The following is a 19362-nucleotide window of genomic DNA, read 5'->3' as shown; positions in this document are numbered from 1 at the left end:
GCAGCCTTAATCGCGGGCGAAACAGCGAACAATCGCTTCACGCACTTTCACCACCACCGGGTCGGTCTGGGCGTTGGTGCGCCAACCCAGTTCAATCGGATAACGCGGCAAGGCCAGTGGGCAGGGCAGCACGCTCAGCCCACTGAGCGCCGCGATGCTCCGGGCGGCATGTGCCGGAATCGTCGCCACTGCCTGACTGCCCGTGAGCAGATACGGCAGCGCGGCAAAATGCGTGGTCGAGGCACAGACGCGTCGACTCAGGCCCAGCGCGGCCAGGCCCTCATCGGTAATGCCGATAAAGCCGCCGGACGACACCAGCAGGTGCTCGCGGGCGACGAACGCCTCCAGGTCCATTTGCGGCTGGCCGGGCACCAGACTCGCAGGATCGACCAGACAGGCATAACCGCCTTCACCCAATACCTGACGGCTGAGCAGACGTTCGGCAAAGCCGCCAGCGGTGATCGCCAGATCAAAATGGCGCTCCATCAGCGCCCGGGCGACGATCTGACTGTGGGTCTGACGGAAAATCAGCCGCAGTTTCGGCGCACTGTGGGCGATTTCCTCGATCAGGCGCCGGCCGTAGGCAATTTCGAAATCATCTGACAGGCCGATCGTCACTGAGCGGCCCTCGTAGTGCTCGGTGGTCGGGTCGATCATGGCCAGGCTCTGCCGACACTTGTTCAGTGCTTCGCTGACCACCGGTTTCAACTGATCGGCCTTGAGCGTCGGCGCCAGTCCGCGCCCGGTGCGCACGAACAATTGATCGCCATAGACTTCACGCAAGCGGCGCAATGCCGCGCTGACGGCCGATTGGGTGACGCCCAGCCGCAGCGCCGCGCGGCTGGCACTGGATTCTTCATGCAGGGCTTCGAAGACTTTCAGCAGATTGAGGTCGACGGCAGCGATATTCATTTGGCTCATATCATTCAGCAGTGAACGGGGCTTTATTCATGATCGCGTGGCGCCGGACAATCAGCAACCTCTGAACCTGATGGAGTTACCGCGATGCCCAAATCAATTGTTGCTGCCTTGCAGATCGGCGCCTTGCCCGGTGGTAAAGGCGAAACCCTGGAACAGATCCTGAGCTGGGAAACCGCGATTATCGAATCCGGCGCAGCCCTGGTGGTGATGCCCGAAGCGTTGCTCGGCGGTTATCCGAAAGGCGAAGGCTTCGGCACGCAACTGGGCTATCGCTTGCCGGAAGGCCGTGAGGCTTATGCGCGGTATTTCGCCAACGCGATCAATGTGCCGGGCGCCGAAACCGAGGCCTTGGCCGGTCTGTCGGCGCGCACCGGCGCCCATCTGGTCATTGGTGTTATCGAACGTGCGGGCAGTACGTTGCATTGCACGGCCCTGTATTTCGATCCGCAAGCCGGGCTGCTGGCCAAGCACCGCAAGCTGATGCCGACCGGCACTGAGCGCCTGATCTGGGGCAAGGGCGACGGCTCGACGTTGCCGGTGCTCGACACCCAGGTCGGCAAGCTCGGCGCGGTGGTGTGCTGGGAAAACATGATGCCGCTGCTACGCACGGCGATGTATGCCAAAGGCATCGAAGTGTGGTGCGCGCCGACGGTGGATGAGCGGGAGATGTGGCAGGTCAGCATGCGTCATATCGCCCATGAGGGCCGCTGTTTTGTGGTCAGCGCCTGTCAGGTGCAGGCGTCGCCGCAGGCTCTGGGGGTGGAGATTGCGAACTGGCCGGCGGATCGTCCGCTGATTGCCGGCGGCAGCGTGATCGTCGGGCCAATGGGCGATGTGTTGGCCGGGCCATTGCGTGGCGAGGCCGGGTTGTTGACCGCCGAAATCGACACCGATGAACTGGTTCGCGCCCGCTATGACTATGACGTGGTCGGCCATTACGCCCGACCGGATGTGTTCGAACTGTCCGTTGACGAGCGAGCGAAACCCGGCGTGCGCTTCACCTCATGATTTGCCGATGGCCGCAGACCTTCAGGGGGTGCGCTGTTGCAGCCATTGCTCGCGGGTGATTTCCCAGATTTCCCGAGGCAGGCGGCCGGCGACAAAATCGTCTTCATCGGTTCGGATCAGGCGCATGCCGGCGCGCTCGGACAGCCTGCGCGAGCCGAGGTTCGGCGCGGCTTTCGGCACGCGCATCAGCGGGCGATTGAGCGTTTTGAACCAGTAATCGGTTACCGCCACGCTGGCTTCAGTCATCAAACCCTGACCTTGCCACGCCGGCGCCAGCCAGAAGCCACGATGATTGTCTGGTTGATCCATCAGGCTGATAGCGCCGATCAACTGTTGCGGTGCGCGCTGGAGGCGAATCGACCAGTGCCACTCCTGGCCCGCCGCCACCGCTGGCAAGGCGATGTCACGCAGATAGCTGAGCGCACCATTCTCCGGGTAGGGCCAGGGAACGGCAACGTTCAGATAGCGCACGACCTCCCAGTGCGGGAACTGGCGTTGCACGGCTTCGGCGTCCTCCAGTTGCAGTGGGCGCAGGATCAGCCGTTCGGTGTACAGCGTCGGTGTGTCTTCCATAAACCAGCGGCCTCCATGAGTGTTCTGGACGAACGCGCAGGCTAGCGCATTTTTACCAGGTCGCGGCACTGGCCTTGGGCAGGCTGAGCTTGCCACTGTCGACGAAACGCATGGTGCCGAACAAACCGCCGGCAAGTTTGCCGTGCAGCACGTAGGGCAGGTTATCGAGGGTTTGGGTCTGGCTGAGGCCCAGGGTCTGGCGCAACACCGAGAACGCGGAAATGCTCACCGGCACGCTGACGATGGTTTCGGAAAAACGCGGGATCGAACCGCTCTGATCACTGACCCCCGACGCCAGTGAATGGCCGTTGACCTCCAGATCCAGGGCAATGCCGTTGTAGTCGATGGCGGTTTCGTTGGGGTTCTGCACGCGCAATTTGATCGCGAAGCGCACTTCCAGATCCTGGCTCGGCAACGGTTCGAGGCCGACCACGTTGATGTTGACCGGATCGCGGTTGGGAAACAGCGCGCAGGCACTGAGGGACAGCAGGAGCAGTGACAGAATGACAGCGTGGACGCGGCGCATAAGCGGTCTCTCAACAAAAAAGGGCTGAACCGTCACCGGCTCAGCCCTTTTTCAAGGCGTAGCGTTTAGCGGTTCAACTGTGCGACAGCCACAGGTTGGCCAGGTTCACCTTTGGCCGCAACATCGGGGTTTTCCATGACCTGAAGAATAGAAGCTTCCGGGTCGAAGTCGTCTTCTTCCAGCTCGATGAATTCTTCTGGCAGAAAGATGTTCAGCACGATTGCGCACAATGCGCCGACGGTGATTGGCGATTCGAAGATGTTGCGCAGTGCCTGTGGCAGTTCGCGCAGCACTTGCGGTACGGCGGCGATGCCCAGGCCCATACCGATTGAGATCGCCACGATCAGCATGTTGCGCCGATGCAGGCCCGCCTCGGCGAGGATCTTGATCCCGGCCACGGCCACGGTGCCGAACATCACCAGCTCGGCGCCGCCGAGCACCGGTTTCGGCATCAGTTGCAGCACCGCGCCAATCATCGGAAACAGCCCCAGCAGCACCAGCAGGCCGGCGATGAAAAACGCGACGTATCGACTGGCCACGCCGGTGAGCTGGATCACCCCGTTATTCTGCGCAAAGGTCACCATCGGCATGCTGTTGAACACGGCCGCCATGGCCGAGTTCAGGCCGTCGGCGAGCAGGCCGGATTTGATCCGGCGGATGTACAGCGGGCCTTTGACCGGTTGCCGCGAGATCATCGAGTTGGCCGTCAGATCGCCTGCGGCCTCCAGCGGCGACACGAGGAAAATCACCGCCACCGGCACGAACGCCACCCAGTCGAAGTTGAAACCGTACTTGAACGGCACCGGCACGCTGACCAGCGGCACCTCGGGCAGGCTGGCAAAATCCACCGTGCCCATCAGCCACGCGACCACGTAACCGAGGGTCAGGCCAATGACGATGGCACCCAGACGCAGGAAGGGCACATCGACGCGGTTCAGCACGACGATGGTGCCCAGCACCAGTGCCGCGAGGAACACATGGCTGGCTGCGCCGAGATCCGCTGCACCGAAACCGCCAGCGATGTCGGTCATCGCCACTTTGATCAGAGACAGGCCCATCAGGGTGATGATGGTGCCGGTGACCACCGGGGTGATCAGCATGCGCAATTTGCCGATGAACTGGCTCAGCACCACCTCGATAAACGCGGCGAAAAAACACACGCCGAAGATCGTCGAGAGGATTTCATCGGTGCCGCCGCCCCGCGCCTTGACCATGAACCCGGCGCTGAGAATCACGCTGATAAAAGAGAAACTGGTGCCTTGCAGGCACAGCAGGCCCGACCCGACCGGGCCGAAACGTTTGGCCTGCACGAAGGTGCCGAGGCCGGAAACGAACAGCGCCATGCTGATCAGGTAGGGAATTTCGCTGTGCAGGCCGAGGGCACCGCCCATGATCAGGGTCGGCGTGATGATGCCGACGAAGCTGGCCAGTACGTGTTGCAGCGCGGCGAACACAGTGGCGGTGAGGTGCGGGCGATCGTTGAGGCCGTAGATCAGGTCGTTGTTGCGCGGGGTTTTTTCAGAGGCGGTCATGGTGGTTTGCGTGCCGCGAGGCGGGGCCGGGTCAGAAAATGGAGGCGCAGGATGCCGGAAGAGGTCGGCGAGGGCAACGAGCAATAACTGCCTGAAAGGTCAGGTTTTATTGGGGGAGGTGCTTATCGGCCCAACCTGACACACCGCATTGTGGCGCGGGAGCGTGCTCGCGCTCGGCGGCGCAGCAACCGTAAATGGGTGCATGGCTGAAAAAAACCAGGGGCCGCTGCGCAGCCCGGCGCAAGCAAGCTCCCGCGCCGCACGGGGGCTGTGTGTCAGGAGAAGGCCGCGAGCAAATCCTCCTCAAACGCCTTTTGCGCATCCCCCGGCACCTGTGCGCGATGCCGGGCCAGATGAAACGCCACCTCAAAACTCAACTCTCCTTCACGTACCGGCCGCAACAGGCCTCTGTCTTGCCAGCTGCGCGCATAGTGTTCGGGCAGATAGCCCACGTGTTTGCCGGACAGGATAAAGGCCAGCGTGCCTTCCACCTGTTCCGAGCGCGCCGAACAGACCTTGCCCTGAAACGGCTCGTCACTGCGCAAAAAACGGTACGGGTGATCGACCCGGTCACAGGCGGCCAAGGCCTCGTCGCCGGGCGAAGCGTCGGTGAATAACGGATGCCCCGGTGCACAGTACAAATGCTGGGTTTCACTGAACAACTGGCGATAGTCGAAAGCGCTCTGTGCCTGAGAGAAGTAACCGATCGCCAGATCCAGCCGTTGTTGCAGTAACAGGCGCTCCATCTCACCGGGCATCGCGCTGATCAGCTCGATGCGCACCGATTCGTCGCGTTCGCGAAAACGCCGGATCGCCACAGCCACGCGTTGCAGCACGGATTGATCGACCGCCTCGGAAATGCCCAGTCGCACCTCGCCAATCAGCCGCCCGGCGACGCCGTTGGATTGATGGCGAAAGGTTTCGATCGACTCGAACAGGCTGCGGATGGCAATCAACAATTGCTCACCCTTGGGCGTGACGCTGAAACCAGCCTTGCCACGGCTGCACAGGCGATAGCCCAGGCGCGTTTCCAGCCTGGCCATTTGCTGGCTGATGCTCGACTGGCTCAGGCCCAATTCACCTTGGGCGGCGCTGAATCCGCTGCACTCGACCACGCTGACAAACAGGCGCAGCAACTGCAGATCAATATCGTGAAGCTGGCCGAGCATCACATTACTCCGGGGTAAAGTCAGGATAATTATTTCGCTATTTTTCTAATGTATCCGAAGGCGCATCCTGCCACCACTTCCTCCGGTCAGGTGTTCGTCATGGCTCCCGTGTTCAAGCTGTGTTTCCCCGCGCTGTTGTTGTCCGTGGTCATCCATGCCCAGGCCGAGGACAAAACCCTCAACCTCTACAGCTGGGCCGATTACGTGCCGCCGCACACCCTGCAGCGTTTCGAGCAGGAGACCGGCATTCACGTGCGTTACGACACTTTCGATACCTCCGAGGTGCTGGAAACCAAATTGCTCACCGGTGGCAGCGGTTATGACGTGGTCGTGCCGTCCTCCACTGTGTTGGCGCGCGGATTGGCTGCCGGCGCGTTGAAAGAAATCCGCCACGACGGACTCAAGGGTTACGCCAATCTGGACCCGGATCTGCTGGAAAAGCTCGCCGCCGTCGATCCCGGCAATCGCTACGGCGTGCCGTACACCTGGGGCACGCTCGGCCTGGGCATGAACGTCGAGGCGGTGAAACAGCGGCTGCCAGATGTGCCGCTTAACAGTCTCGACCTGCTGTTCAAGCCCGAATACGCCAGCAAGCTCAAGGATTGCGGCATTGCCATTCTGGACTCGCCGCAGGAAGTCATCGGCCTGGCACTGCATTACCTCGGGAAAGATCCCTACAGCACCGAGCGCAATGATCTGGCCGCCGCCCAGACGCTACTGCAGAAATTGCAGCCGTCAGTGTTGTACGTCGCCACCGGCCGGCAGATCAACGATCTGGCCAGCGGCAACGTGTGTCTGGCGCTGACCTATAACGGCGACGCGAGCATGGCCGCCGATCAGGCCCGTAAGGCCGGCAAGCCGTTCGATGTTGCCTACCGTATTCCACGGGAGGGCACGCTGGTGTGGCAGGACAACCTGGCCATCCCCAAAGACGCGCCGCACCCGGACGCTGCGCGAGCATTCATCGAATTCATGCTGCGCCCCGACTCGGTGGCCGAGCTGACCAATACGCTGTTCTTCGCCACCGCCAACCAGGCCGCGACGCCGCTGGTGGATGAAGCCGTGCGCAGCGACCCCGACATCTACCCGCCGGCCGCCGTGCGCGAACGGCTGTACGCCGACCGCAGCATGAGCCTCAAGGACATGCGTCAGCGCACCCGTTTGTGGACCACTTTCCGTAGCCATCAATAACACCAGGAGTGAACCGAGATGGACGTGCCCATGCAAAACGATCAGGCCATCACGCGCGACAGCCTCTACGGCACTGCCGCCGAAAGCACCTACGCCGGGATCACCAGTTTCATGCGCCGACGCTACAGCCGCGACTTGCGCGGCGTTGACGTGGCGGTCAGCGGTGTGCCGTTCGACACCGCCACCAGCAACCGCCCCGGCGCGCGTTTCGGCCCGCGCGGGATTCGCGCGGCGTCCACCGGGATTGCCTGGGAGCGCCACTGGCCGTGGACGTTCGATCCGTTCGATCATCTGGCGGTGATCGACTATGGCGACTGCGACTTCGATTACGGTTCGCCGCACAGCATTCCAGAAAGCATCGAAGCCCATGCCGAACACATCCTCAATGCCGGCAGCGCGATGCTGACCTTCGGAGGCGATCATTTCATCAGCTATCCATTGCTCAAGGCGCATGCACGCAAGCATGGCAGGCTGTCGTTGATCCACTTCGATGCACACAGCGACACCTGGCCGGACGAGGCGGGCAAACGGGTCGATCACGGCACCATGTTCTGGCACGCGGCGCGCGAAGGGCTGGTCGATCCGGCGCGCTCGGTGCAGATCGGGTTGCGCACGACCAACGACGATCACATGGGATTTCAGGTGCTCGATGCGCGGCAGGTGCATCGGCGTGGCTGCGAGGCGATTGTCGAGGCCATCCGCGCCCGGGTGGGCGATAACCCGGTGTACCTGACGTTCGACATCGACTGCCTCGATCCGGCCTTTGCGCCAGGCACCGGTACGCCGGTGTGCGGCGGCTTGAGTACGGTGCAGGCGCTGGAGATTCTGGGCGGTTTGCGCGGGATCAATCTGGTCGGCATGGACGTGGTGGAAGTGGCCCCGGCCTACGATCATGCCGACCTGACCTCACTCGCCGCAGCGACCCTGGCGATGGAAATGCTCTGCCTCTATGCGGCCCGGCACAAAGTCGACGTCTGACACCCTGTAGAGACGGGTACATCCTTTACACCTGTTAAACGTAAAGGATGTAGCCGGTCTTTATCCCCACTGCCTGCTTCCACCACTGAATGCCGTTGTTCATCCAGGCTCCTGCCATTTCCTGACACCAGCCTCTGCTAAGCTGCGCGCACCTTCCCGTGCAGAGCCTGAACATCGTGTCGCGTACCACTCGTCTTTTGACTTTGCTGCAGGTTTTGCGCGGCAAGAAACGTGCGGTGACCGCCGCGAGTCTGGCGGCCGAGCTGGAAGTCTCCGAGCGCACGCTCTATCGCGACATCGCCGAGCTCACCGCGCTCGGTGCGCCGATTCATGGCGAGGCGGGCATTGGTTATGTGTTGCGCAGTGGTCTGTTTCTGCCACCGCTGATGCTCAATGCCGACGAGACCGAGGCCATCGTGCTGGGGCTGCGTTATGTCGATCAGCGTGGCGACGAGGTCTTGGGCAAGGCCGCCGCAGACGCCTTGGCCAAGATTGCCGCAGTGCTCGATCCGCAGGCCCAGGAGGCGCTGCGCAATCCGACGGTGATGCCAGGACCGCCGGGTTACGGGTTTCCTCAGAATGCCGTGGCGTTGAATGTGTTTCGTCACGCGATCCGCGATCAGGCCAAGTTGCATATCGACTATGCCGACGCCCGCCAGATGCCCAGCCAGCGACTGATCTGGCCATTAGCGCTGGGGTTTCTCAATGAGGTGCGGATCATCGTCGCCTGGTGTGAGTTGCGCAGCGCCTACCGTACGTTCCGAACCGACCGCATCAGCGCTGCCAGTGCGCAGGGCGAGCGCTATCCGGGCCGACGCAGCGATTTGCTGCGCACTTGGCGCGAGCAAATGAAACTGGATGAAAGCGGACGCTTCACTGCTGACAAAAACTGACGCAGGGCTGCTTTAGGATGGCGCCAGAACCCGACAAAAAAGGAGCTGCAATCATGTCCCATCCCGTCTCTACCCTGGCCCCGGCCATCGCGGCGTACCTCGACGCGGCCAACGCGCGTGACACCAGCCGCGTCGCCAGTTTCTTTGCCGAGGATGCCAACGTGTTCGATGAGGGTCAGCATCAGGTTGGTCCACGCGCCATCGCGCAATGGATGCAGGACACTGCGCAACGCTATCAGCCTCGGGTCGAGGTGCTGGACGTCCAGCAGCGCACCGGCAAGGTGCTGGTACACGGCCTGATCAGCGGAACGTTTCCTGGCAGTCCGGCGCAATTGCGCTACACGTTCCGTCTCAACGAACAGGGCAAAATCGCGCGGCTGGATATTTCCCTGTAGCCATCGTGGCATACTGCCGCGCATGACTTTCGACTCTCCGCTCAGCGCCTGGCAGCACGCCATCGAACACAAGGGCTTCATCCAGGATGAGGCGCAGGAACATGCCGTGTTCGCCCTGCAAAAATGCCATGAAGCCCTGCACGCCGGTGCCCGTTCGGTCACCGGCGTTTATCTGTGGGGGCCGGTCGGGCGCGGCAAGACCTGGCTGATGGACCAGTTCTATCAGAGCCTGCGGGTGCCAGCGCGGCGTCAGCATTTTCATCACTTCATGGGCTGGGTGCATCAGCGCTCGTTCCAGTTGACCGGGATCGCCGATCCGCTGCGGGCACTGGCCAGGGAACTGGCAGCGGAAGTTCGTGTGCTGTGCTTCGATGAGCTGTTCGTCAATGACATTGGCGATGCGATCATTCTCGGCCGCCTGTTTCAAGTGATGTTCGATGAAGGCGTGGTGGTGGTCTGCACCTCCAATCTGCCGCCGGACGAGCTGTACGCCGATGGCTTCAATCGCGACCGGTTTGTCCCGGCGATTGCGGCGATCAAGGCGCATATGCAAGTGGTTGCGGTCAACGGTGCCGAGGATCATCGCCTGCACCCGGGGGCGATCGAGCAACGCTACTTTGTCGCCACGCCTGGCTCGGCCAGCGCCTTGGGCGATGTCTTTCAAGCCCTGACGGCCGGGCAAACGGCCCATCCGGAACCGGTGGCGGTTGGTCATCGTGTTCTGGACGTGGTGCAGGCCAGCGAGAGCGTGCTCTGGTGCCGCTACGCCGACCTCTGCGAGCAGCCTTTTGCCGCGATGGATTTCATCGCGCTGTGCGACAACTATCGGGCTATTCTGTTGGGCGACGTGCCGAACCTCAGCGCTCGCAAACGCGAGGGGCGCATCGCCCGCGGTACCGAGGACGGAGCCGAGCGGGTCGTGGCGGGCGACCGTGAGCTGCCGCAATTGTCGGTTCATGACGACGGTGTGCGGCGCTTCATCGCGCTGGTCGACGAGTGCTACGACCGCAAGGTGCCGCTGTTTGTCGAGGCACAGGTGCCCATGGACGCGTTGTATACCGAGGGTTATCTGGAGTTTCCGTTCCGCCGCACCCTCAGTCGCTTGCAGGAGATGCAGTTGCAACGCTTCGCCGAAGCCTGAAGTGAGGAGGGCGCAATCATGCCGCAACCGCTGTCCCACCATCTGCTGACCCAGGCCTATCAGAATGCCTGGGCCAATCACCGCCTGGCCAAGGCCTGGTCGCAACTGCCCGACACCGAGCTGGCAGCGCCGCGAGTGAGCTTCTTCCCGAGCATTCGTCTGACCCTCAATCACATCCTCACCTGCGACTGGTTTTACGTCGATGCGCTGGAACGTGAGCTACGAGGCGCCGAGCCGCATCCCGATTGCTACGTGTTTTTCAATCAGGACGAGCCCTTCACCGACGCCGCAGCACTGCATGAGGAGCAGACCCACGTTGACCGGCGCCTGATCGCCTATTGCGAACAACTGCGCGATGCCGATCTCGGCCGGATCGTCACCATCGCCCGCGACACGCCGCAGCACGACAGCCGCTTGCGCCTGCTGTCGCATCTGTACGAACACCAGATTCATCATCGCGGCCAGGTGCATGCGATGCTCAGTGGTACATCGGTCAAGCCGCCGCAGCTGGACGAGTTTTTCTGCGCCGGTGAGGCCCGGCTGCGGGCGCAGGACTTTGCCGAACTGGGGTGGACGGAAGAACTGATCTGGGGCCATTGAATGGCACGGCACAAAGCCCAAGATCGGCGCATGCGGCAGTGCTTGCAGGTCACACGGTGCAGGCGCTGCCGAATCTTTGGTTTTTTATAATTGCCGACCTGCACACGTCCGCGTTAAGGTCGAGTCAGCCTTTCAGCCCGCCCTTTGCGTGCCGGGGCTCATCATGTGTTTGGGGATGGAAATGGATTCCGCAGAAATTCTTGTACTTCAGGCCAGTTACAGCAATCCACTGCACGCCGAAGCCATCGGCATTGTGCTCAATCATTACGCCGAAGACCCGATGGGTGGTGGTCAGCCACTCGATCCCGACTTGCTGCGTCGATTGCCCGCAGAACTTGCCCGCCGTCCGCACGCCTTCAGCGTGCTGGCGTTCGTGGGCGGTGAGCCGGCCGGGTTGGTGAACTGCTTCGAAGGATTTTCCACGTTCGCCTGCAAGCCACTGGTCAACGTGCATGACGTGGCAGTGGTGAGTCAGTTTCGCGGTCTGGGGCTGAGCCAGAAAATGCTGCGCAAGGTCGAGGAAATCGCCCGCCAGCGTGGCTGCTGCAAGATCACCCTGGAAGTGCTGGAAGGCAACGCCGTAGCCCAGAATGCCTACAGCAAGTTCGGTTTTACGCCGGGCATGTTCAACCCCGATCACGGGCGCATGCTGTTCTGGATCAAGACTCTGCAGGCATAAAAAAAGGCGCCCGCCATGGGCGCCCAACTGTCTTCTCCCGGGCCAGAGCGGAGCCACGGGAGGTCCATCGGTTGCTCGGTAAACCTCAGTTGCGATAAGACTCGGTGGCTTGCGCCGTCTGATCGGCGGGAACGCGAATCTCTCTGGCGTCGGCGTCGTTCGCCTGCGCGCTTTGCGTGGTGTGGACCGGGAAGTGGTCGAAGTAGTGACGCATGCGCTCGGCGCCGCCTTCGGCAAAGGCGCTGGCTGATCCGAGGGCAAGCAGCCCGGCAAGTAATACGGTGGTGATTTTCATGGTGCCTCCTACTGAACAAGTCGGAGCCGTTCATCCATGAAACAGAACTCGGGACTGAGTCTGTGGGCGGTTAATTAACTCGGGGTTAACACCGTTGACGGGAGGGGTAAGGCGCAGGAGAGGGCGGGGGCTGCGAGCATGAAAAAGGGGCCGGTTTCGGCCCCTTTTTTCGGGTTACTTCTGGACGATATCCGCCGGGGCGGGATCGGCTTTTTTCGGCTTCATCAGGCTGAAGTCGATCAGCGAGCGCTGTTCCGTCTGATACGGATCGCCGATCAGCAAAGGGCGAGCCTTGAAACTGTCACTGACCAGGCTCTTGCTGCGGTCCAGCTCATCGAAGTTCAGCCCGGCCATGTCGGCCCAGGTGTGGATCAGGTGCGAGCTGCTGTAAGGACGATCCAGGTCCGCCGCGAAGTTCCAGTCATGGTTCTCGCGCCATTTCGGCGAAGCCCAGGCCATGAACGGAATGGTGTACATCGGTGCGGTCGGCTTGTTTTCGTTACGCCCCAGGGTGTTGTGGCCGACCGAGTCGAACACGTCTTCACCGTGGTCCGACAGGTACAGCAGGAAGCCGTTCGGATCGGACTTTGCGTAATCCTTGATCAGACTCGACACGACAAAATCGTTGTACAGCACGGCGTTATCGTAGCTGTTGTAGGTCGGGACCTGGTCGTCACGCACACCGGCCGGTACACCGTTGCGATCCTGGAACTTGTCGAAGCTCGGCGGATAGCGGTACTGGTAGCTCATGTGAGTGCCGAGCAGGTGCACGACGATCAATTTGCGCTGCGCCGGATCGTTCAGGGCCTTGTTGAACGGCTCGATCACGTCGCCGTCGTACTGGGCGGCGTTCTGGTTGCGGTTGTTGTTCAGGTACACCTGCTCGTCGGCCTGTTCGGAGAAGGTCGTGAGCATGGTGTTGCGCTTGGTCATGGTCTGCTGGTTGGTGATCCAGAAGGTCTTGTAACCGGCCTGTTTCATCATGCTGACCAGCGACGGCGTCGTCAGGTACAGATCCGGGTGTTCTTCGTCAGCGAAGGTCAGCACCTGCTGCAACGCCTCGATGGTATAGGGGCGCGGGGTGACGACGTTATCGAATACCGCCAACTGATCCTTGAGCTTGTCCAGTTCCGGCGTGGTTTTACGCGGATAGCCGTAAAGGCTCATGCGCTGACGGTTGGTCGATTCGCCGATCACCAGCACCAGGGTCTTCGGCTGATCGGCCGAGGCATCCTTGAGGTTTTTCAGCGGCGGGATCTTGCTCACGTTGTGCAGCATGCCCTGCATGTCGGCGAGGGTATCCAGATAACGGTGATAGGCCACGGCCATCTGCCAAGGCACGGCTGGCTCGATGCGGGTTTCGAATTTCTCGAAGCCTTGCGCGAAGGAGCCCATGCGCATCGTCTGTTTGACCAGCGGGTAGCCGACCACGGCGATGACGATGGCGACGGCCGCCACCAGAGCGCGACCACGAGGCATGTACACCGGACGCAGGCGAGTCCACAGGAAATAGGCGAACGCGGTATGGGCGAGGAACGCGACCACCATCCACCAGGCAAAATACTGAGTCATGTATTCGCCGGCTTCGGACACGTTCGACTCGAACATGATGAAGATGACGCTCTGGGAGAATTCCTGCTGATAGATGAAGAAGTAGCCCAGACTGGCCATCGAACAGGCCCACAGCACCAGGCCGATCAAGGCGGCCAGCAGTTTCGTGCGCTTGGGGAACAGCAGCATCGGTGCCAGCCAGAGCGCGCTGGTGAAGAACGCTTGGCGGAACCCGCTGAAGCCGGAGGTGCCGGTGATCTGGATCAGCAGTTGGGTGATGCCGGAAAAATACCAGAAGAATACAAACAGCCAGATAAAACCGGCCCAGTCGAAACCTGTCGCAGTCGTTTTGCTGCGTTTGAACAATGCCATTCGGCGCTCCAGCTGACTCGTTTACAACCACCGCCGGGACATTCATGAAGCCGACGAACGAAGGCCATACGCGAAGGTACGGCCAGAATGGAGGCGGAGTATTACGAAGAGAATGTGAAAGTTTTGTGAGTTGGCGAAAGCGGCCGGGGGTAGAGCGTAGGGAACCGCGGTGACGGTTCCCGAGAAAAGAGGGATCAGGCGTGTGGGTGACGCTGAACGACCGGCACCGGTTTCGACTGCAGGCCGTGGGCCATCTGCAGTTGGGCCAGTTCCTGCTTCAACTGGTCGCGCTCGTCTTTCAACTGACGCAATTCATCGCGACGGATTGTCACGTACAGGGTTTGTGGCGGCATTGCTGTGTGTACTGTGCCCATTGCTCACCTCGCAAATGGCGTGTCTCAACTGTAAGTAGCCCCCGGTTTCGAGGTGCTCTCTTACTATCGGCGCCGATTTTGATTTCTTTTGCCTGTGAATGGAACTTTTTTATTTTTCATGGTCGGTGTGTCTTCGGCAGGATTCGGGGCGTTATCAGTCTGGATCGGGCACAATGCCCGGAAACTTCATCGCAACGCTCTGGACTAACCTCCATCAGTCGCGTTGGGCTATAACCAATGACACACATTTATTTGTAGTAAGGAGCATCAGCACATGCAACTCGGGATTATTGGACTGGGCCGCATGGGCGGCAATATTGCGCGGCGTCTGATGCTCAACGGTCACACCACCGTTGTTTACGACCGCAATACCGCTTTCATCGACAACCTGGTCGCCGAGGGCTCCACCGGCGTCGCCGACTTGCCGGCACTGGTTGCCGGCCTGGCCAAACCGCGCGCGGTCTGGGTCATGCTGCCGGCCGGCGCGCCGACCGAAGACACCATCAACACCCTGAGCACTTTGCTCGAAGCCGGCGACACCATCATCGACGGCGGCAACACCAACTATAAAGATGACATTCGCCGCGCCAAGGCCTTGGCCGAGAAGGGCCTGCACTACATTGACGTCGGCACCTCCGGCGGCGTCTGGGGCCTGGAACGCGGTTACTGCATGATGATCGGCGGCGACGCCGAAACCGTGCAGCGTCTCGATCCGCTGTTCGCCGCACTGGCGCCGGGCATGGGCGACATTCCGCGCACCAAGGACCGCAAGTCCGAGGATCACCGCGCCGAGCACGGCTATATCCACGCCGGTCCTGCCGGTGCCGGGCATTTCGTGAAGATGATCCACAACGGTATCGAGTACGGCATGATGGCGGCCTTCGCCGAAGGCTTCGACATCCTCAAGACCAAGTCCAGCGAACGTCTGCCGGAAGATCAGCGTTTCGATCTGAACGTGGCCGACATCGCCGAAGTCTGGCGCCGTGGCAGCGTGGTTTCATCGTGGTTGCTCGACCTGACCGCTGATGCGCTGGCAAGCGATCCTAAGCTTGACGGCTTCTCCGGTTCGGTAGCGGACAGCGGCGAAGGCCAATGGACCATCGAGGCTGCCATGGAACAAGCGGTGCCGGTCCCGGTGCTGTCCAACTCGCTGTTCTCGCGCTACCGCTCACGCGGCCAGGGCACTTTTGGCGACAAGATTCTTTCGGCCCAGCGCTTCGGCTTCGGCGGCCACGTGGAGATACCGAAGAAATGACCCATACGATCCGCAGAAAATCCAAGGCAGAACCCGCACCACCGACCACGCTGTTTCTGTTCGGTGCCCACGGCGACCTGGTCAAGCGCTTGCTGATGCCGGCGCTGTACAACCTCAGTCGCGACGGCTTGCTTGACGAAAATCTGCGGATCGTCGGCGTTGACCACAACGCCATTACCGATGAAGCCTTCGCGCAAAAGCTCGAAGACTTCATCCGTACCGAAGTGGCGGCGAAGGTCGGCAAGGGCGATCAGATGCTGGATCCGGCCTTGTGGGCCAAGCTCGCCAAAGGTATCAGCTACGTCCAGGGTGATTTCCTGGACGACAGCACTTATTCCGCGCTGGCGGCGAAAATTGCCGACAGCGGCACCGGCAATGCGGTGTTCTACCTGGCCACCGCGCCGCGTTTCTTCAGTGAAGTGGTGCGCCGACTGGGCAGCGCCGGTTTGCTTGAAGAAACTCCAGAAGCGTTCAGAAGGGTGGTGATCGAGAAGCCGTTCGGCTCCGACCTGCAAACCGCCGAAGCGCTGAACGCCTGTTTGCTCAAGGTGATGTCCGAGAAGCAGATCTACCGGATCGACCATTACCTGGGCAAGGAAACCGTGCAGAACATTCTGGTCAGCCGGTTCTCCAACAGCTTGTTCGAAGCGTTCTGGAACAACCATTACATTGACCACGTGCAGATTACCGCCGCCGAAACCGTCGGCGTTGAAACCCGTGGCAGTTTTTACGAGCACACCGGCGCACTGCGCGACATGGTGCCCAATCACCTGTTCCAGTTGCTGGCGATGGTTGCCATGGAGCCGCCGGCCGCGTTCGGTGCCGATGCGGTGCGTGGCGAGAAGGCCAAAGTGGTCGGGGCGATTCGCCCGTGGACCGTCGACGAGGCGCGAGCCAATTCGGTGCGAGGCCAGTACAGCGCCGGCGAAATCGACGGCAAGGCGTTGAACGGTTATCGCCAGGAAGCCAACGTTGCCCCGGACAGCACCACGGAAACCTATGTCGCGCTCAAAGTCATGATCGACAACTGGCGCTGGGTCGGCGTGCCGTTTTACCTGCGCACCGGCAAGCGCATGAGCGTGCGCGACACCGAGATCGTCATTTGCTTCAAACCGGCACCGTACGCGCAGTTCCGTGACACCGAGGTCGACGAACTGCAGCCGACCTACCTGCGTATCCAGATCCAGCCCAACGAAGGCATGTGGTTCGACCTGTTGGCCAAACGCCCGGGACCCGCGCTGAACATGGCCAATATCGAACTGGGCTTCGCCTACAAGGATTTCTTCGAGATGCAGCCGTCGACCGGTTACGAGACGCTGATCTACGACTGCCTGACCGGCGACCAGACCCTGTTCCAGCGTGCCGACAACATCGAGAATGGCTGGCGCGCCGTGCAACCGTTCCTCGACGCCTGGCAGCAGGACGCGAGCGTGCAGACCTACGCCGCCGGTGAAGATGGCCCGCAAGCCGCCAATGATCTGCTGACTCGCGATGGTCGCGTCTGGCATGGTCTGGGATGAGTCACTCGATCCGCTTTTTGCTCAGCGACATGGATGGCACGCTGTTGCTGCCTGATCACAGCCTGAGCCAGCGCACCATTGACGCCGTGCGCTCGTTGCGCGAGGCCGGCGTGTTGTTCAGCCTGGCGACCGGGCGCCCGCCGAAGGCCATGTTGCAGCAGATCGAAGCCTTGGGCGTCGATCTGCCGACCGCGGCGTTTAATGGCGGCACCCTCGTCAATCCTGACGGCAGCTTGCTGGTGGCGCATTACCTGCCAGCGCCGACGGCGTTGATTGCCCTGGCAACGTTCGCCGATCAGCCGGATGTGGAAATCTGGGTGTTCAGCGGTGGCGACTGGCTGCTCAAGGATCCTCACGGCCCGATGGTGCCGCGCGAACAACACGGCCTCGGTTATCCGCCGGTGGTGGTCGAGAGTTTCGAGCCGTACCTGGAGCGCATCGACAAGATTGTCGCCACCAGCCACAACACGGATCTGCTGATCGAGCTTGAGGCGCGTCTGCAGGAGAAGGTTAACGGCATGGCGCAGGTCTCCCGTTCGCAACCGGTGTATCTGGACGTAACGGCGCTGGAAGCCAACAAGGGCAGCGCGCTGGCGACCATTGCCGCGCATCTTGGTATTGCGCTGGAACACACTGCTGCGATTGGTGATGGCGGTAACGACCCGGCGATGTTCCAGTGTGCCGGACTGTCGATTGCCATGGGGCAGGCGGAAGAAGCGGTGAAGCGGCAGGCCGATGTGGTGACAGCGCCGAACACCGAGGATGGCGTGGCGCAGGCCATCGAGAGATACATCCTCCCGCGCTGAACAAACGCAAAAACAACTGTAGGAGCGAGCAGGCTCGCTCCTACAGATTATTCGCTGTGATTACAGCCAGTAGCTCACGGCATACCAGCCCAGCAGCCCCATCACGAAGGTATACGGCAACGCCATCCACACCATCCGCCCGTACGACAGGCGCACCAGCGGTGCAATCGCCGACGTCAGCAGGAACAGGAACGCCGCCTGGCCATTGGGCGTCGCCACGCTCGGCAAGTTGGTGCCGGTGTTGATCGCAATCGCCAGCGTCTCGAAATGCTCGCGGCTCATGTGGCCGGCGAGGAAAGCCTGTTTCACTTCGGTGATGTAGATGGTGGCGACAAACACGTTGTCACTGATCGCTGACAACAGGCCGTTGGCAATGAACAGCATGCCGGGTTGCTGATCGGCCGGCAGCGCCAGCACCCACTCAATCAGCGGTGCGAACAGTTGTTGGTCGTGAATCACCGCCACCACCGCAAAAAACACCACCAGCAACGCGGTAAACGGCATCGCGTCCTTGAATGCACTGCCTAGACGATGCTCGTCGGTGATCCCGGTAAACGCGGTGATCAGCACGATCACCATCAAGCCGATCAGACCGACTTCCGCCACGTGAAACGCCAGACAACCGATCAGAATCAGCGCCGCGGCACCTTGCACCAACAGTGCAGCGCGTTGGCGCGCCGTGCGCTCGGCGTTGTCTTCGGCGGCGTAGTTGGCCAGGACGGCGCGCACGTTATCAGGCAGCAGCGTGCCGTAACCGAACCAGCGCAGCTTCTCCAGCAACACACAGGTCACCAGACCCGCCGCCAGCACCGGCAGCGACACCGGCGCGACTTTCAGGAAGAACTCGCCGAAGTGCCAGCCCATCTCATGGCCGATCAACAGGTTCTGCGGCTCACCGACCAGCGTGCACACGCCGCCCAGTGCGGTGCCGACCGCGCCGTGCATCAACAGGCTGCGCAGAAACGCACGAAACTGTTCCAGATCTTCGTGATGCAGCTTCGGCAGGTTCTGGTCGTCGCCAAACTCACTGTCCTGACGCGGGTCATTGCCTGAGGCGACGCGGTGATACACCGAATAAAAGCCCACTGCGGCGCTGATGATCACCGCCGTCACGGTCAAGGCATCGAGAAACGCCGACAGAAACGCCGACAAAAAGCAGAACATCAGCGCGAGGATCGCTTTCGAGCGCACGCCGAGCAACAGTCGCGAGAACAGGAACAGCAACAGATCCTTCATAAAGTAGATGCCCGCCACCATGAACATCAGCAGCAGGATTACCGGAAAGTTGTGCACCAGTTCATCGTAAAGCGCCTGCGCGGTGGTCATCTTCAACAACAGCGCTTCGATCAGCAACAGGCCGCCGGGCATCAGCGGATAGCACTTGAGCGCCATGGCGAGGGTGAAGATGAACTCGATCACCAGCAACCAGCCTGCGGCGACCGGACCCACCGTGAACAGCACGAGGGCGTTGAGAATCAGGAATCCGACGATGGTCGCCTTATACCAGCGTGGCGAGTGCCCGAGAAAATTATGCGCGAACGCCTGGGCCATTGAACCGGACATCGGTTGCTCCTTGTATTTAG

20 protein-coding genes are annotated in these 19362 nt (G+C 61.3%); 11 read left to right on the top strand and 9 right to left on the bottom strand.

Annotated elements, in window-relative coordinates:
* Window positions 1–6 precede the first annotated feature (6 nt).
* Window positions 7–921: a LysR family transcriptional regulator gene (locus tag HV782_RS15890; RefSeq protein ID WP_186746875.1), complete on the bottom strand. Its 915-nt coding sequence runs from the start codon at window positions 919–921 to the stop codon at window positions 7–9.
* An 84-nt stretch (window positions 922–1005) separates the two neighbouring features.
* On the opposite strand from HV782_RS15890, the gene HV782_RS15885 reads away from it, so the two are divergent.
* Window positions 1006–1929: a carbon-nitrogen hydrolase family protein gene (locus HV782_RS15885; RefSeq protein ID WP_123468999.1), complete on the top strand. Its 924-nt coding sequence runs from the start codon at window positions 1006–1008 to the stop codon at window positions 1927–1929.
* A 21-nt stretch (window positions 1930–1950) separates the two neighbouring features.
* Here the strand turns inward: HV782_RS15885 and HV782_RS15880 are convergent, their stop codons facing one another.
* The 4 genes from HV782_RS15880 to HV782_RS15865 all read right to left on the bottom strand — a co-directional run bounded on the left by HV782_RS15880 (window position 1951) and on the right by HV782_RS15865 (window position 5729).
* Window positions 1951–2502, bottom strand: a complete 552-nt coding sequence (locus tag HV782_RS15880; RefSeq protein ID WP_128613709.1) for a GNAT family N-acetyltransferase — start codon at window positions 2500–2502, stop codon at window positions 1951–1953.
* A 52-nt stretch (window positions 2503–2554) separates the two neighbouring features.
* Window positions 2555–3028, bottom strand: coding sequence for an LEA/WHy family protein (locus HV782_RS15875; RefSeq protein ID WP_128613710.1), 474 nt, complete (start codon window positions 3026–3028; stop codon window positions 2555–2557).
* Window positions 3029–3093: 65 nt separating this feature from the next.
* Window positions 3094–4560: a nucleobase:cation symporter-2 family protein gene (locus HV782_RS15870; RefSeq protein ID WP_186746877.1), complete on the bottom strand. Its 1467-nt coding sequence runs from the start codon at window positions 4558–4560 to the stop codon at window positions 3094–3096.
* Window positions 4561–4835: 275 nt separating this feature from the next.
* On the bottom strand, window positions 4836–5729 hold the full coding sequence (locus HV782_RS15865) for a LysR family transcriptional regulator (protein ID WP_186746880.1): 894 nt from the start codon (window positions 5727–5729) through the stop codon (window positions 4836–4838).
* 99 nt (window positions 5730–5828) lie between these two features.
* Here HV782_RS15865 and HV782_RS15860 point away from each other — a divergent pair, with 99 nt between their 5' ends.
* The 7 genes from HV782_RS15860 (at window position 5829) to HV782_RS15830 (ending at window position 11606) form a co-directional block, all read left to right on the top strand.
* A complete protein-coding gene (locus HV782_RS15860; RefSeq protein WP_186746882.1) occupies window positions 5829–6920 on the top strand; it encodes a polyamine ABC transporter substrate-binding protein in 1092 nt (363 codons plus the stop codon).
* A gap of 18 nt (window positions 6921–6938) precedes the next feature.
* A complete protein-coding gene (speB, locus tag HV782_RS15855; protein ID WP_186746884.1) occupies window positions 6939–7898 on the top strand; it encodes an agmatinase in 960 nt (319 codons plus the stop codon).
* Between the two features lie 176 nt (window positions 7899–8074).
* Window positions 8075–8791, top strand: a complete 717-nt coding sequence (locus HV782_RS15850) for a helix-turn-helix transcriptional regulator (RefSeq protein WP_123469197.1) — start codon at window positions 8075–8077, stop codon at window positions 8789–8791.
* A gap of 53 nt (window positions 8792–8844) precedes the next feature.
* Window positions 8845–9186 carry a nuclear transport factor 2 family protein gene (locus HV782_RS15845; RefSeq protein WP_123468987.1) on the top strand — a complete coding sequence of 114 codons (342 nt, stop codon included), beginning with the start codon at window positions 8845–8847 and terminating at the stop codon, window positions 9184–9186.
* A gap of 22 nt (window positions 9187–9208) precedes the next feature.
* The gene (gene zapE, locus HV782_RS15840; protein ID WP_186746886.1) at window positions 9209–10327 is read left to right on the top strand and encodes a cell division protein ZapE; all 1119 of its coding nucleotides are present in this window, start codon (window positions 9209–9211) and stop codon (window positions 10325–10327) included.
* Window positions 10328–10345: 18 nt separating this feature from the next.
* Window positions 10346–10927, top strand: coding sequence for a DinB family protein (locus tag HV782_RS15835; protein ID WP_186746888.1), 582 nt, complete (start codon window positions 10346–10348; stop codon window positions 10925–10927).
* A gap of 181 nt (window positions 10928–11108) precedes the next feature.
* On the top strand, window positions 11109–11606 hold the full coding sequence (locus HV782_RS15830) for a GNAT family N-acetyltransferase (RefSeq protein ID WP_186746890.1): 498 nt from the start codon (window positions 11109–11111) through the stop codon (window positions 11604–11606).
* Between the two features lie 85 nt (window positions 11607–11691).
* Here the strand turns inward: HV782_RS15830 and HV782_RS15825 are convergent, their stop codons facing one another.
* From HV782_RS15825 to HV782_RS15815, 3 genes are all read right to left on the bottom strand, one after another.
* Complete coding sequence (locus tag HV782_RS15825) at window positions 11692–11901, bottom strand: hypothetical protein (RefSeq protein ID WP_186746892.1); 210 nt, start codon at window positions 11899–11901, stop codon at window positions 11692–11694.
* Window positions 11902–12075: 174 nt separating this feature from the next.
* The gene (locus HV782_RS15820) at window positions 12076–13824 is read right to left on the bottom strand and encodes a phosphoethanolamine transferase CptA (RefSeq protein ID WP_186746894.1); all 1749 of its coding nucleotides are present in this window, start codon (window positions 13822–13824) and stop codon (window positions 12076–12078) included.
* Window positions 13825–14018: 194 nt separating this feature from the next.
* Window positions 14019–14198: a DUF6026 family protein gene (locus HV782_RS15815; RefSeq protein WP_123468977.1), complete on the bottom strand. Its 180-nt coding sequence runs from the start codon at window positions 14196–14198 to the stop codon at window positions 14019–14021.
* A gap of 274 nt (window positions 14199–14472) precedes the next feature.
* Between HV782_RS15815 and gnd the strand changes: the two genes are divergently transcribed.
* Genes gnd through HV782_RS15800 form a run of 3 tightly spaced genes read left to right on the top strand, consistent with a single transcriptional unit; the run spans window position 14473 to window position 17779 of the window.
* Entirely contained in the window at window positions 14473–15453 is a 981-nt protein-coding gene (gene gnd, locus HV782_RS15810) for a phosphogluconate dehydrogenase (NAD(+)-dependent, decarboxylating) (RefSeq protein ID WP_123468975.1), read from the top strand.
* Window positions 15450–16973, top strand: a complete 1524-nt coding sequence (gene zwf / locus HV782_RS15805) for a glucose-6-phosphate dehydrogenase (RefSeq protein WP_123468973.1) — start codon at window positions 15450–15452, stop codon at window positions 16971–16973. The genes gnd and zwf overlap by 4 nt, the downstream gene beginning before the upstream one ends.
* Window positions 16970–17779, top strand: a complete 810-nt coding sequence (locus tag HV782_RS15800) for an HAD family hydrolase (RefSeq protein WP_186746896.1) — start codon at window positions 16970–16972, stop codon at window positions 17777–17779. The genes zwf and HV782_RS15800 overlap by 4 nt, the downstream gene beginning before the upstream one ends.
* A gap of 60 nt (window positions 17780–17839) precedes the next feature.
* On the opposite strand, the gene nhaB is transcribed toward HV782_RS15800, so the two are convergent.
* Window positions 17840–19342 carry a sodium/proton antiporter NhaB gene (gene nhaB, locus HV782_RS15795; protein WP_186746906.1) on the bottom strand — a complete coding sequence of 501 codons (1503 nt, stop codon included), beginning with the start codon at window positions 19340–19342 and terminating at the stop codon, window positions 17840–17842.
* Between the last annotated feature and the right edge of the window lie 20 nt (window positions 19343–19362).

Source organism: Pseudomonas monsensis (genome assembly GCF_014268495.2).
In the GTDB taxonomy this organism is placed as follows: Bacteria; Pseudomonadota; Gammaproteobacteria; order Pseudomonadales; family Pseudomonadaceae; genus Aquipseudomonas; species Aquipseudomonas monsensis.
This window is presented reverse-complemented; position numbering and strand designations above follow the sequence as displayed.

What these genes read in the sequence shown, in the direction of transcription:
- HV782_RS15835 (WP_186746888.1), top strand. Translation starts at nt 10,346, where the DNA reads ATGCCGCAACCGCTGTCCCACCATCTGCTGACCCAGGCCTATCAGAAT.
- HV782_RS15825 (WP_186746892.1), bottom strand. Translation starts at nt 11,901, where the DNA reads ATGAAAATCACCACCGTATTACTTGCCGGGCTGCTTGCCCTCGGATCA.
- HV782_RS15830 (WP_186746890.1), top strand. Translation starts at nt 11,109, where the DNA reads ATGGATTCCGCAGAAATTCTTGTACTTCAGGCCAGTTACAGCAATCCA.
- HV782_RS15820 (WP_186746894.1), bottom strand. Translation starts at nt 13,824, where the DNA reads ATGGCATTGTTCAAACGCAGCAAAACGACTGCGACAGGTTTCGACTGG.
- HV782_RS15865 (WP_186746880.1), bottom strand. Translation starts at nt 5,729, where the DNA reads ATGCTCGGCCAGCTTCACGATATTGATCTGCAGTTGCTGCGCCTGTTT.
- HV782_RS15800 (WP_186746896.1), top strand. Translation starts at nt 16,970, where the DNA reads ATGAGTCACTCGATCCGCTTTTTGCTCAGCGACATGGATGGCACGCTG.
- HV782_RS15870 (WP_186746877.1), bottom strand. Translation starts at nt 4,560, where the DNA reads ATGACCGCCTCTGAAAAAACCCCGCGCAACAACGACCTGATCTACGGC.
- HV782_RS15890 (WP_186746875.1), bottom strand. Translation starts at nt 921, where the DNA reads ATGAGCCAAATGAATATCGCTGCCGTCGACCTCAATCTGCTGAAAGTC.
- HV782_RS15885 (WP_123468999.1), top strand. Translation starts at nt 1,006, where the DNA reads ATGCCCAAATCAATTGTTGCTGCCTTGCAGATCGGCGCCTTGCCCGGT.
- gnd (WP_123468975.1), top strand. Translation starts at nt 14,473, where the DNA reads ATGCAACTCGGGATTATTGGACTGGGCCGCATGGGCGGCAATATTGCG.
- HV782_RS15875 (WP_128613710.1), bottom strand. Translation starts at nt 3,028, where the DNA reads ATGCGCCGCGTCCACGCTGTCATTCTGTCACTGCTCCTGCTGTCCCTC.
- HV782_RS15860 (WP_186746882.1), top strand. Translation starts at nt 5,829, where the DNA reads ATGGCTCCCGTGTTCAAGCTGTGTTTCCCCGCGCTGTTGTTGTCCGTG.
- zwf (WP_123468973.1), top strand. Translation starts at nt 15,450, where the DNA reads ATGACCCATACGATCCGCAGAAAATCCAAGGCAGAACCCGCACCACCG.
- HV782_RS15880 (WP_128613709.1), bottom strand. Translation starts at nt 2,502, where the DNA reads ATGGAAGACACACCGACGCTGTACACCGAACGGCTGATCCTGCGCCCA.
- nhaB (WP_186746906.1), bottom strand. Translation starts at nt 19,342, where the DNA reads ATGTCCGGTTCAATGGCCCAGGCGTTCGCGCATAATTTTCTCGGGCAC.
- speB (WP_186746884.1), top strand. Translation starts at nt 6,939, where the DNA reads ATGGACGTGCCCATGCAAAACGATCAGGCCATCACGCGCGACAGCCTC.
- zapE (WP_186746886.1), top strand. Translation starts at nt 9,209, where the DNA reads ATGACTTTCGACTCTCCGCTCAGCGCCTGGCAGCACGCCATCGAACAC.
- HV782_RS15815 (WP_123468977.1), bottom strand. Translation starts at nt 14,198, where the DNA reads ATGGGCACAGTACACACAGCAATGCCGCCACAAACCCTGTACGTGACA.
- HV782_RS15845 (WP_123468987.1), top strand. Translation starts at nt 8,845, where the DNA reads ATGTCCCATCCCGTCTCTACCCTGGCCCCGGCCATCGCGGCGTACCTC.